The organism is Rhodomicrobium udaipurense JA643 (genome assembly GCF_000636015.1).
Taxonomy (GTDB): domain Bacteria; phylum Pseudomonadota; class Alphaproteobacteria; order Rhizobiales; family Rhodomicrobiaceae; genus Rhodomicrobium; species Rhodomicrobium udaipurense.
In genome coordinates, this window is record NZ_JFZJ01000013.1 from 33,090 (window position 1) to 45,066 (window position 11,977).

The window sequence follows — 11,977 nt, forward strand, 5'->3', positions numbered from 1 at the left end:
CCTCCGCGAATGCTCCCTCTATTTGCCCGCGCTGAATCCGTGGGTCAAGAACGGGAGAGCCTGTCCGCTCCGAAAGGCGTAAGCAGTGAGTTTTTGTAGGGTGGCACCCCGGCACGAAAAAGCCGCGTGGAATGCACGCGGCTTTCAATGCATGCGGTTCGGCTGACCGCGTCAGCGCGTGAGGATGACGAAATCGGTGTATTCGCCGGTTTCGTTGCTGATCCCCGAATCCGAAACGATGATCGAACCACCGGACCAGAGCATTTCCGAAATCTTGTCTTCGACTTCTTCCGGGATTTCGATGCGGTCGAGCGCGGACGATGCGGATACATTCGGCACGGGACGCGGCTTTTCTTCCTCGCCCTTGCGGCGACGAGTGCGCGGCTCGGCGAGGTCTTGGCTGGGCTCCGTGAGCGTCATGGAAAGCCAGCGAAGCTTCGGCGCACCCTCGACGCTCCCCCCCTTCACGGGCTGCATGGCCATGTAAAGATGCGTGCCGAGCGGCTTGCCGGGGTCGCGGATGATAACCGGCACATCGAACACCTTGATGTAGTTCTGGCGAACGTAAAGCCGCTGGGTCTTCCGGCTGATGAAGATGGAAACCGGCGCGAGCCTGCGCTTCCAGAACAATGTGCTGTTCGCGGCCTGCGACCGGGTAACGTCGAGCTGACGGAAGGCTTTCAGCGCGACGGCGGCGGCTTCGTCCTTATCGGCCTTGGCGCGCTCGGCGGCTTCGATTTGCGTCTGCGCCTCCTTCACCTTCGTTTCGGCTTCGGCTCTGGCCGCTTCCGCTTCGGTGCGTTTCGTTTCGTTGTCGCCGACGCGGCTCAGGCGCTTGTCGGCCGCGTCGAGGCGATTGCTGGCGACGGACAAGGCGATCTGCGCCTTGCGAAGGTCGGTCGCGGCGACGCGCTGTTCCTGCACGCGCGCTTCGACCGCGCGGCGGGCGGGACTGGCCGCGCGTTCGGCCTCATCGGCGGTCTTCGCGGCAATTTTCGTCATGGTCAGCGCATATTCGCGCGGATTGAGCAGCTTGCTACCCGCGTTGGCGCTATCGGGAACCTCGGCCTTGACGTCGATCTTCTGCGCGTCAGTGGCGGAAGCGCCTTCCGCGATGTTCACCGCGTTCGCCAGCATGCGCCCGGAAATCGACGCGATCTGCTCGCTACCCGGAGCCTGCAACATCGCGGGTTCCGGCAGTTTCGCGTGCGAGAACGGCATCGGCACGACATCGCCCTTCGCCACGATCACGCGCTCGGTGCCCTCGGTGGCGTTGAACATGCGGCTCGCGAAATCGTAGGGCAGGCGAATGCAACCGTGGCTCGCGGGGTAGCCCGGCAGCGCGCCCTGATGCATCGCGACGCCCGACCACGTCAGCCGTTGCATGAACGGCATCGGCGCGCCGCTATAGATGTTCGAGCGATGGTGTCTGTTCTTCTGGATGATGTTGAAGATGCCGGTTGGCGTAGCATGGCCGCGCGAGCCCGACGAGATCGGCGCCTGCGCATAGATGCCGTCGTTTGAATAGGCGGTGACGCGCTGCTTGCCGATATTCACGACGAAGAACAACGGGCGGTTCAGCGGTGCGGGCGCGGGCGCTTCCACCTTTTTCTTCGGACGGTCGTAGGAGCGGTATCTCGTCCGCGCGTCAGCCGCGTCAAGCGGCGCGAATGAGGCAGCGGCCAGGCAGGAGACAAGAGCGAGATTACGCCAGCGGGCGAAGGACGTACGAAGCGGGTTGTTCACGGGATCGGCCCCCCCAGCCGTAGCTCGACGCATCATGGTAAGCCTTTTCTTCGTTTCGGCGTCATGATCGGAGCGACGGACTCGCGACGCATACAACCAGGGGACGCCTTCACTAAAGGGTTCTCTATAAGGTTCATAAGGCCGCTGGAGTTACAATTCGGTGTGCGTTTGGATCGTCACGCGGTCGGCACCTCACCCGACCAGCGGTTCTGAAGCGAGCCCAGCAGCCAGTCGACTATGATGAGGACAGTTCCCAGAGTCAGAAAAAACGCGGAAAACAATAACCCGCTCCATAACACGCTGGTGTAGCCGCGCTCCGCCACGTTCAGGAATGGGTAGGGATAGAAGCCCGTCAAAGCTCCGTGAACGAGAGTCCAGACGAAGAAAACGGCGGGCAGGACGAGCCAACCCAACTGGTCCTTCAGCCGAAGTGTGCCTTTGGGAATGAGAATGAGCCAATAGCCAACGAAAAGGGCCGGTACGACGAGATGAAGCGTTCGCTCGGCCAGAAATTCGATGCCAGATGGCGCATACAGGTGCCGCAGGAGCGTCGCATAAACCGTGGCAACCACGATGATGTAAACGGCGAGCGCCGTATTTGCAGACGGCCGGTTCCAGATGCGCGCGTCGGACGCGTTCGCGGCGGTCGCTCCGAGCAAAGCCGCGATGGCGAGATTGGTCAGGATCGTGAAGTAGCTGAAATAGTTGAGGATCGCGCCGCCGACGCTGTGACCGCCGGGGTGTGCGCGGTCGATCGCGAGATGAAGCTGGATGGCGAGCGCAGTTATGCACAAGGCGGCGACAAGAATCGCGGTTAGCCGTCTCGCGAGCATCGGTCGGAGTCCTCCTTTGCAGATTGTCAGCCGGAGGACGAACAGCCGGGACGCGGCTTTGTGCCCTGTCCCGGCTCAATTCTTGGGCGGCTCGAAGGTGGCCGTTAAGCCGCCGTGCCGCCCGACTGCGCATGCACGCGGTCGCGCTTGATGGCGAGCTTGTTCAACGCCGACACATATGCGCGCGCCGATGCAACCATCGTGTCCGTGTCCGCGCCGCGCCCGGTGACGGTCTTGCCGTTCTCTTCCAGCCGCACGCTCACCTCGGCCTGCGCGTCGGTGCCTTCGGTCACGGCATGCACCTGATACAGCGGCAGCCGTGCCTCATGCGGAACGATGGCCTTGATCGCGTTGAACGTCGCGTCCACCGGACCGTCGCCCGTCGCTTCCGCCGTTTCCTGCTTGCCGTTGACTTCGAGCGTGATCGTCGCCTTCTGCGGGCCGCTGGTTCCGGCGATGACCGTCAGCGCCAGCACCTTCACGCGGTCGTTCGCCTGCGCGATTTCCTGATCGACCAGCGCTTCGATGTCCTCGTCATAGACGTGCTTCTTGCGGTCGGCCAACGCCTTGAAGCGCACGAACGCATCTTCGAAGGCGTTGTCGCCCAACTCGTAGCCCAGATCGCGCAGCTTCTCGCGGAAGGCATGGCGGCCCGAATGCTTGCCCATGACGAGCGAGCTGGCGCGTACGCCGACGCTTTCCGGCGTCATGATTTCATAGGTCGAGGCGTTCTTCAGCACGCCGTCCTGATGGATGCCGGATTCATGCGCGAACGCATTCTTGCCGACGATGGCCTTGTTGTACTGCACCGGGAACGCGGTGACGGCCGAGACGAGGCGCGAGGCGCGCGCGATCATCGTGCTGTCGATGTTGGTCCAGTAGGGCATGACGTCGTTGCGCGTCTTGATCGCCATCACGACTTCTTCCAGCGCCGCATTGCCTGCGCGCTCGCCGAGACCGTTGATCGTGCATTCGATCTGCCGCGCGCCCGCCTTCACGCCCGCCAGACTGTTCGCGACCGCCAGGCCGAGATCGTTGTGACAGTGCGTGGAGAAGATCACATCGTCCGCGCCCGGAACGCGCTCCTTCAGCATCGTGATGATGTCCACGAACTCGTCCGGCACCGTATAGCCGACCGTGTCGGGGATGTTGATGGTGGTCGCGCCCGACTTGATGGCGGCTTCCACCACGCGGCACAGATAGTCCGGCTCGGTGCGCGTTGCGTCCATCGCCGACCATTCGACGTCGTCGATCAGGTTGCGCGCGCGGGTGACGGACATCACCACGGCCTCGTAAACCTGCTCGGCGCTCATTTGCAGCTGGTATTGCCGGTGCAGCGGCGATGTGCCGATGAACGTATGAATGCGGCCGCGCTTCGCATGGCGCACAGCTTCGCCCGCGCGGTCGATGTCCTTGGGGTTGGCGCGCGCCAGCCCGGCGATCACGGCGTTTTTTGAGCGCTTTGCGATCTCGGCCACGGATTCGAAGTCGCCCACCGACGCGGCGGGGAAGCCAGCCTCGATGATGTCGACGCCCATCTCGTCGAGGATTTCGGCGACCTGCATCTTCTCTTCGAAGTTCATGGTCGCGCCGGGACACTGCTCGCCGTCGCGCAGTGTGGTGTCGAAGATCAGGATGCGGTCTTTTTCGGAGCGGGCGGCGGAAGCGTCCGCGGAAGCGGGGGAATTGGAAACGGTCATATAAAGGAGTCCTTACCTGGATGTGTGGAGCATATCACAAACCGGGCAAGACCTCTAATGGAGCGCCCGGGTTTTAACCCCCAAGCGCTCGCCCGTTCGCCGGACCGTCAGCGCTCAGGGGCAGATAAGGAGAAGGAGGCCGCTCGTCGCGGGGCGCATGCGCGCGCTGGCACGGGCCGGAGCAGAAGCCCGGAAGCCCGAAGAATGCGCGACAGACATGGCCATTGTGATTTCCATGACGGTCATATCGCACATCTTCAGGCTCCGGACAAGCTCTACAAACGATCAATGGCGGCGCGCTAAGACACAGGGGTGTCCTTGTGAGGCCGATACTTCTCCGCTTCCAACTCTTCCACCTTGTGATGCGTGTCCGACATGCGGTCCATGACCGCGAAGAGAACCCCCGAGACCACGAACGTGAGGTGCAGCACGAGCCGCCACATGATCTCTTCCTGATTGACGTTCTTGATGTTCACGAAGGTCTTCAGAAGCTCGATGCCCGAGATGGCGACGATCGTGCCCATCAGCTTGATCTTGAGGTCGGAGAACGTGATGTGACCCATCCAGTCCGGCCGGTCCTCATGGTCGACAATGTGCATCTTCGAGACGAAAATCTCGTAGCCCGCGAACACGATGATCAGCACGAGATTGGCCACCATCACGATGTCGACGAGCGACAGCACGGTGACGATCACCTTGCCGGTCTCCGCGCCGGCGAGAACCTCGGGCGCAAACTTGACGAACTCACGCACGAACGTCACCAGCAGCAGCCCCAGCGAAACGACGAGGCCGAGATAGAACGGCGCGAGCAGCCAGCGGCTCGCGAAAATTCCTGTTTCAAGAGCGTTTTCTATGCGCTTCATCAATCCTCCGATGAGTGGCGATCCGGAACCGGACCGCGGGTGCGGGAAAACTCACACGCCGCTCCAGCAGATGCTTCACAGTGCATCTTGCGGCGACATGGCAATGCCTTAATATTCCTTTTTAGCGATGGCAGAATTTCGAGCCAGAAGCTAGTGTCCCGAATACGGAGTTCGTCACACGTCGCGGCGGGCTTTTGAGATTTCGGCGGCACCAGCAAAGCCTACGTTTCTGATGTGGTTTCGGATTGTCGAGCTTCCAGGCGGGTTTCGTTCCGCCATGTGGCGAGCTTCAAATCCGCCTCCACGGGATGGGAACGGCAGATCATGCCGTGACTGACACAAAGAGGTTTCATGCGCATACCCTCCAACGGCCGGTCTGGCGGACTGCCTTCGTTCAGGTCGAAGCCCCTGTCATTCCTCCGGCTCGCGGCAAAGCGTCGGCGGCGTTTCCCGATCTTCCCGCTCAGGAAGCCGAAGCGGATTTACGGCAAGATCGGCAACCTCGAAGTGCGTCTTGCGCGCTCGGTCGCCGATATCAAGAAGGCGCAGCGTCTCCGTTTCGAGGTCTTCTACAAGGAGATGGCCGCGATCGCCGACGCGCGGACACGCATCAAGAAGCGCGACGAGGATCAGTACGACCCGATATGCGATCATCTGCTCGTCATCGACAAGGCGGTGGAGCGCACGGCGAAGCGGCCCTGGCCGAAGCGGTCGAAGGTGGTCGGCACCTATCGCGTGCTCCTTCAGGACGTCGCCGAAAAGAACCAGGGCTTCTACACGCAGGGCGAATACGACATCGCGCCCCTCGTCGAGAGGAAGCGCGCGACGCACAAGTTCATGGAACTCGGCCGCTCCTGCGTGCTCAAGCCCTACCGCAACAAGCGAACCGTCGAGTTGCTCTGGCAGGGCCTGTGGAACTACATCCGCGAGCAACGCGCCAATGTTATGATCGGCTGCGCGAGCTTTCCCGGCACCGACCCGAAGGAGCATGCGCTCGCGCTCAGCTTCCTGCATCACTTCTCGCGCGCGCCGGAGGATTGGCTCGTCTCGGCGCATCCCGACATCAAGGTCGACATGAACATGATCCCGAAGGAAGAGATCAACGCGAAGGAAGCGTTGAAGGGCATGCCGCCGCTGATCAAGGGTTATCTCCGCCTCGGCTGCTACATCGGCGACGGCGCGGTGGTGGACAAGCAGTTCGGTACGACGGACGTGCTGATCGTGCTGCCGATGGAAGCGATCGACCAGCGCTATTTCTCGCATTTCGGCGCGCCCGACGAGACACCGGCGCAGGGGCGCAAGGGCCGCGCGGTTCACTAGGCGGCAGGCGGCGCGCTCGCGAGGGCGCTTTTTCATCCGCTGTGCGAAGGGGCGCGCGCTGAACGGGTGAGCCTCACAGGCCGAAGCTTGGCAACGCGGGAAAAAGCGGAGACAGAGGACACGCATGAAGGCTTTTTCGTCGCTCGGGGCCGTTCTGGCGCTCTGGCTCGGCGTGAGCTTCGCGCTGTGGCTTCTCTATCGCCTTTTCCGCAGTCACGACGGCTCGCGTCGCAAGGCGCTGGTCGACGACGCGCTGGCGCTGGTGGATGAGGGCGCGGAAATCCTTGCGGCGCTTCGCAGGCGTTCGCCCGCATCCCGCCGCGTTGCGCCTTTTGAAACCGAGGAAGACGTGCGCGAGGATGTGCGCCGCCTTCTGAACGGTATCGAGGCGAACAGCGCCTATTTCGAGCGCGTCAACGCCGCGAAGAAGAAACTCCAGACCGCGTTCGACGTGGCGGATTTCGCGCCGCTTGCCGAGGTGCTGCAAATCCGGCGCGATTTCTGGGCGGCGTCCGAGATTTTCCTGATCGAGGATATTCGGCTGCTCGGGCCGGAACTCGCCGACGAGCATGCGCTCGAAACCTTCCGCGACGAGGCGCATGCGCTGCTGTTCCGCGATCCCGAAGCCGAATGGAATCCGAAGGTTGCCGACACGGACCCCGTGGCGCTGCGCCTGTCGCTCGCGCGGCAGGAGGCCGAAGCCTTCGCGGGCCATGTCGCCGGCATCATCGCGGCGGAACGCGAGCAAGGCGGCATCCCGCGCCCGGCCGAAATTGCGGCGGTTCCGCTGTCGCTGCTCCGCGCGGTTGGCACGGTCTGGCGCGAAGGGCGGAGCATCGCCGTCGATGCGGCTGCTACGGCGCGGCGGTTCGCCCGCTCAGTCGGCGAGAAGGGCTTCACGGCTGCGGCCGAGGAGTTGCGCCGCGCACGCACCGACCTGCCGGGGCAATTCGCGAGCGCCTTCGAGCGTGCGGGCGGCCTTGCGCGGAAGGGCGGCGAGGGGCTGAAGCGGCATTACGAATTCGTGCTCGAAGCGCAGGAGCTTCGCGCGCGCTACGCGGAACTTCTCGCCCGCGCGCCCCATGTCAGCGAGAAGGGGCGGCAGTTCCTCGCGCGGCTCGAACTGGAGCGCCGCGCCGAGCAGTTCCGGGAGACGTCCGGCGGCGCGTCGGACTGGCTGCGCCAGCGCGTGGTGATCGGCATCGCGCTTCTCATTCGCGGGCTGCAATATGTTCAGGCGAAGGTCACACCGCAGAAGAACAAGCAACTTGCCGTGCGTCCATCCGCGGGTGAGCCTGCGCCGACGCGGACCGAAGCCGCCGCCGACGAGCCAGCGCCGGAGCCACTGCGCGCTCTGCTTATGCCAGCCTCCGCCTATGCGGGCGGCAATCGCGGGCGCGCTCAGAAAACGTCAAAGCGAAAGGCGGCCGACGCTGAGCCGCCTCGCGGGAAAAAGCGCGGCGGTTCGCTGCTGGACCGGCTCGAAGGCGTCGGAGCGGAGCAGGACGGGGCCGCCGATGCAAGCGGCGGTCAGGCCGCGAAATCACAGCCGGAAGCGAAGCCCGCAAAGAAAAAGGGCCACCATCTTTTCGGCTGAGAAGGCAGGCGGCGCGCCGTCCTTTTCCCCGCACCGGTGGCAATGATAGGATGGTCCGCGAGACAATCCGAGCGCGAGACCCGCGCGGCCCGAGGCGAACACGATGTTCCTGAACTTCTTCTACGAGTTGAAAAACGCCGGGCTACCGGTGAGCGTGAAGGAATATCTCACGCTGCTTTCGGCCGTGGATGCGGGCGTCGCGGGCAAGAAGATCGAACATTTCTATTATCTCTCCCGCGCCTCGCTCGTGAAGGACGAGCGCCATCTCGACAAGTTCGATCGCGTCTTCGGGCAGGTTTTCAAGGGCCTCGAAAGCGTCGGCGAAGGCATCGAGGCGGAGATCCCCGAGGACTGGCTGCGCAAGCTCACCGAGCGCTTCCTCACCGATGAGGAAAAGGCGCAGGTCGAAGCGCTCGGCGGCTGGGACAAGATCATGGAGGAGTTGAAAAAGCGCCTCGAAGAACAGAAGGAGCGCCACGAAGGCGGCAGCAAGTGGATCGGCACGGGCGGCACGTCGCCGTTCGGAGCGTATGGCTACAATCCCGAAGGCGTGCGCATCGGCCAAGACGGAAACCGCAATTTCCGCGCGGTGAAGGTGTGGGACAAGCGCGACTTCAAGGATCTCGACGGCGAAGTCGAACTCGGCACGCGCACCATCAAGCTCGCGCTTCGCAAGCTTCGCCGGTTCGCGCGGGCGGGCGCGGCCGAAGAACTCGACCTCGACGGCACGATCAAGGGCACCGCGCACAAGGGTTATCTCGACATCGCGTTTCGCCCCGAACGGCGTAACACGGTGAAGGTGCTGCTGTTCTTCGATGTCGGCGGCTCGATGGACTACCACATCAAGGAGACGGAGGAGCTTTTCTCCGCCGCGCGCTCCGAATTCAAGCACATGGATTATTTCTACTTCCACAATTGCATCTATGAAGGCGTGTGGAAGAACAATGCGCGCCGCCATGCCGAGCGCGTGCCCACGTGGGACGTGATCCACACCTACCCATCGGATTACAAGGTGATTTTCGTCGGCGACGCGGCGATGTCGCCTTACGAGATCGCGCTCGCGGGCGGCTCCGTGGAGCACTGGAACGAGGAAGCCGGGCAGGTCTGGATGCAGCGCATGCTCGACACGTTCAAGCACGCGGTCTGGCTCAATCCGACGCCCGAGCGCTACTGGAGTGAAACGCCGTCGCTGCAAATGATGCGGCAAATCATGGAAGGCCGCATGTATCCGCTGACGCTCGACGGCATCGAGGCCGCCATCGCGGAACTGCTGCGATAACGCGACGCACGCCGGTCCGCTGTGCCTCCAGCCATTGCTGTGAACGCCTTAAGGAACAAGCGGCACGTCGCTTGGTTATCAAGCGCAGATCATGCTTGTTTCTTCAGCATTGCACAGGAGTAAATAATGACATTACCCGTCCGCACGCCCGCAATGGCAATGGCCATTGTCGCGATGTCCACGTTCGCGCACGCCGAACCGGCCAAAGTTGAAGGCACGGTAACCGACGTGCTCGGCCAACGGCTTGTGGTCAGCGGTACAGACGGCAAGGTGTTGGTCGATCTCGGCCCGGAAGGCAAAGGCCAGACCGCTGTGAAAGACGGCGACAAGGTCCTCGTCGAGGGCGACATCAAGCCGGACGGCCAACTCAAAGCCGCCAACGTCACGTCGAACGGTCAAACCTACAGGCTTGGAGAGGGCAAAAGCTGGGCTGACTGGCTACTTGGCCGCAACGACGCCGAGGAACGTCCCTACACCTCGGCCGACGCCCGAAAAATCGCCACCGACAAAGGCTTTACGCTGACGTCCGACCCGACGCCCGACAAGCGGCACTACGTCGCGACCGCCACAAAGGACGGCAAGACGTGGGAGATAGACATTCACCGGGACGGTAATATCGTTGAGCAGACGCCGTTTGCTGTCGCCGACGCCAAGAGGATCGCCACCGACAAGGGCTTCACGCTGACGTCCGATCTGGTCGCAGAGAAAAAGCATTTCACCGCCACCGCCACCAAGAACGGCAAGACCTATGACATCGATATCCACCGCGACGGGGGCATCAAGGATGAGGTCGCTTTCTTCGCCTCTGATGCGCGGAAGCTCGCGGCGGACAAAGGCTACCAGATTGTAGGTGAGCCGCAGCAGGAGAAAAAACACTTCCAGATGCTCGCCCGAAAGGACGGCAAATATTACGCAATCGATGCCCATCGAGACGGTTCTGTGAAAGAACTTCGCAACGTCGACAAGAGCGACATCCGCTGGGGTCCGATGATCAACTAGTCGATTTCATCCGGAGTAGCAGGAGTGGCGGCCGCAAAGCTACACTCCTGCCCGCGCTCTTAGTTCTATGCAGCGTCGGCCACCGGCTCGCCCGCGTGGGCACCGGCAAAGCGGATGCCGTCAAGCGCCAGATAATGCGAGCGGAAAACCTTCCGGTCGAAAATGACGGTCCCATAGAAATAAAGACGCGGGATCGCGTCGGTAAGGGCGTTCGCCGTCGCGTAAGCGTCCCATTCCTTGCCTGCCTTCGCCCATGACGCATCGTCGAAGCCGGGTGCCAATGCGATCGCCGGGCCTGCCTCGCCGCCCGTCGGCGGCTTCAGATAGGCGAACTCGCCCATGCGATCGTCCTGACGCCCGAAGTCCTTCCGCGAGAAACTGAGGTTGCGCTTGCTGAAGGTGGACAGAATGACGACCTGCTTGCCGGACCATTTGTAGCGCGGCACCCCGAACAACGAATATTTCGTGTGAGCGGCGAATTCAGCGAACGTGATGGGCGAGTATTTCACGCCGTTGTACTCATACGGGTCAACGACTGCCTCTTCAGCGGTCTGAGCGATGGCCTCGCCTTGTTCGATCGGTTGTTCTTCGGTCATCTCCACCGCATCTCTCTAACAGTTACCGGGACGGCGTCCTTGCCGGCAGTGCCGCATGACGCTGGTATTCAAGCGCAATTTTCTCCGCCACTGTGGCAAAACGGGGACAGATGCGCAAGGCGTCCATGCGCCGCGCTGCGACGAAAGGCTTATCCCCATGGGCCGGGCTTCCAGGGTCGCGCGGTGTCCGGCGACGCGGTCGCGACCGGCGGCAGAAAACGCGGCTGCGCTTCGTCATAGGTCCGGTCCGGTGCGAAGCGCCAGAGCGGGATCAGCGCCACGCCTGCCGCAAATCCGCCGATATGCGCCCACCACGCAATGCCGCCGCCCGTGTTCGGCTCAGACAGGTCGGTGAACCCCTGGGCGAATTGAAAGCCGAACCAGACAAGCCAGAAGAAAAGCGCCGGCACCCTGAAGACGAAGATCAGGATCAGGATCGTGAGGCGGGCGCGCGGAAATGTCGTGGCATAGCCGCCGAATACGCCCGCGATGGCTCCGGACGCGCCGAGCGTCGGCACATCCGAAAGCTGGTTGAACCAGGCGTGTACGTAACTCGCGGCGACCCCGCAAAGAAGATAGAAGCAAAGAAACTGCCACCGCCCCACGCGCCCTTCGAGCGATGAGCCGAAGACGAACAGCAGCCACATGTTGAGGATGAGGTGCCACCATCCGCCATGCATGAAGGTGCCGGAGATGAAGGGCAGATAATCGGTGCCGGAGAGCCCGGCATAGGCGGCCCATGCCGGATCGAAATACCGGCGCGGAATGAGCGCGTACTCTATCGCGAAGGCGTGTGCCTCGCTCTGGCTGAGGCTCGACTGGTAAAAGAAGACAAGCGCGTTGACGAGGATCAGGGCGTAGGTGACGACCGGCGCGAACGGGATTCGGATCGAATCTTTGATCGGGAACATGCGGCGTCCTTCCCGTCTTACGACGCAGCGGTGATGCTGTCCTTGAGCGCGCCTAGAACCTCCTCCATGTGATCGAAGATCCAGTAATGACCCGCGCCGACAACGCGAACAGGCCTGCATTGCGGCACAAGCT

Annotated in this window: 10 protein-coding genes; 4 read left to right on the forward strand and 6 right to left on the reverse strand. The window is 62.6% G+C overall.

The annotated features are described in order from the left end of the window. Nucleotides 1-171: 171 nt before the first annotated feature. The 4 genes from T281_RS03800 to T281_RS03815 form a co-directional block, all read right to left on the reverse strand. Entirely contained in the window at nucleotides 172-1,782 is a 1,611-nt protein-coding gene (locus T281_RS03800; RefSeq protein ID WP_155955079.1) for a L,D-transpeptidase family protein, read from the reverse strand. 140 nt (nucleotides 1,783-1,922) lie between these two features. Beyond that, nucleotides 1,923-2,579, reverse strand: coding sequence for a Pr6Pr family membrane protein (locus T281_RS03805; protein ID WP_052036994.1), 657 nt, complete (start codon nucleotides 2,577-2,579; stop codon nucleotides 1,923-1,925). A gap of 104 nt (nucleotides 2,580-2,683) precedes the next feature. Continuing rightward, nucleotides 2,684-4,279 (reverse strand): 2-isopropylmalate synthase, encoded by a 1,596-nt coding sequence (locus T281_RS03810; RefSeq protein WP_052036995.1) that lies wholly within the window; start codon nucleotides 4,277-4,279, stop codon nucleotides 2,684-2,686. A gap of 299 nt (nucleotides 4,280-4,578) precedes the next feature. After that, nucleotides 4,579-5,142 (reverse strand): TIGR00645 family protein, encoded by a 564-nt coding sequence (locus tag T281_RS03815; protein WP_037234482.1) that lies wholly within the window; start codon nucleotides 5,140-5,142, stop codon nucleotides 4,579-4,581. Nucleotides 5,143-5,493: 351 nt separating this feature from the next. Between T281_RS03815 and olsB the strand changes: the two genes are divergently transcribed. From olsB to T281_RS03835, 4 genes are all read left to right on the forward strand, one after another. After that, nucleotides 5,494-6,462 carry a l-ornithine N(alpha)-acyltransferase gene (gene olsB / locus T281_RS03820; protein WP_037234485.1) on the forward strand — a complete coding sequence of 323 codons (969 nt, stop codon included), beginning with the start codon at nucleotides 5,494-5,496 and terminating at the stop codon, nucleotides 6,460-6,462. Nucleotides 6,463-6,586: 124 nt separating this feature from the next. Beyond that, nucleotides 6,587-8,059, forward strand: a complete 1,473-nt coding sequence (locus T281_RS03825; RefSeq protein ID WP_037234488.1) for a hypothetical protein — start codon at nucleotides 6,587-6,589, stop codon at nucleotides 8,057-8,059. A gap of 103 nt (nucleotides 8,060-8,162) precedes the next feature. Continuing rightward, a complete protein-coding gene (locus T281_RS03830; protein ID WP_037234491.1) occupies nucleotides 8,163-9,338 on the forward strand; it encodes a vWA domain-containing protein in 1,176 nt (391 codons plus the stop codon). Between the two features lie 159 nt (nucleotides 9,339-9,497). After that, the gene (locus tag T281_RS03835) at nucleotides 9,498-10,337 is read left to right on the forward strand and encodes a hypothetical protein (RefSeq protein ID WP_037234504.1); all 840 of its coding nucleotides are present in this window, start codon (nucleotides 9,498-9,500) and stop codon (nucleotides 10,335-10,337) included. 65 nt (nucleotides 10,338-10,402) lie between these two features. On the opposite strand, the gene T281_RS03840 is transcribed toward T281_RS03835, so the two are convergent. Next, a complete protein-coding gene (locus tag T281_RS03840; protein WP_037234507.1) occupies nucleotides 10,403-10,933 on the reverse strand; it encodes a hypothetical protein in 531 nt (176 codons plus the stop codon). A 149-nt stretch (nucleotides 10,934-11,082) separates the two neighbouring features. Beyond that, nucleotides 11,083-11,844: a rhomboid family intramembrane serine protease gene (locus tag T281_RS03845; protein ID WP_081796578.1), complete on the reverse strand. Its 762-nt coding sequence runs from the start codon at nucleotides 11,842-11,844 to the stop codon at nucleotides 11,083-11,085. Nucleotides 11,845-11,977 lie beyond the last annotated feature (133 nt).

Excerpts from the sequence above, each read along its gene's own strand:
- T281_RS03800 (WP_155955079.1), bottom strand. The coding sequence starts at position 1,782 with ATGATGCGTCGAGCTACGGCTGGGGGGGCCGATCCCGTGAACAACCCG.
- T281_RS03805 (WP_052036994.1), bottom strand. The coding sequence starts at position 2,579 with ATGCTCGCGAGACGGCTAACCGCGATTCTTGTCGCCGCCTTGTGCATA.
- T281_RS03810 (WP_052036995.1), bottom strand. The coding sequence starts at position 4,279 with ATGACCGTTTCCAATTCCCCCGCTTCCGCGGACGCTTCCGCCGCCCGC.
- T281_RS03815 (WP_037234482.1), bottom strand. The coding sequence starts at position 5,142 with ATGAAGCGCATAGAAAACGCTCTTGAAACAGGAATTTTCGCGAGCCGC.
- olsB (WP_037234485.1), top strand. The coding sequence starts at position 5,494 with ATGCGCATACCCTCCAACGGCCGGTCTGGCGGACTGCCTTCGTTCAGG.
- T281_RS03825 (WP_037234488.1), top strand. The coding sequence starts at position 6,587 with ATGAAGGCTTTTTCGTCGCTCGGGGCCGTTCTGGCGCTCTGGCTCGGC.
- T281_RS03830 (WP_037234491.1), top strand. The coding sequence starts at position 8,163 with ATGTTCCTGAACTTCTTCTACGAGTTGAAAAACGCCGGGCTACCGGTG.
- T281_RS03835 (WP_037234504.1), top strand. The coding sequence starts at position 9,498 with ATGGCCATTGTCGCGATGTCCACGTTCGCGCACGCCGAACCGGCCAAA.
- T281_RS03840 (WP_037234507.1), bottom strand. The coding sequence starts at position 10,933 with ATGACCGAAGAACAACCGATCGAACAAGGCGAGGCCATCGCTCAGACC.
- T281_RS03845 (WP_081796578.1), bottom strand. The coding sequence starts at position 11,844 with ATGTTCCCGATCAAAGATTCGATCCGAATCCCGTTCGCGCCGGTCGTC.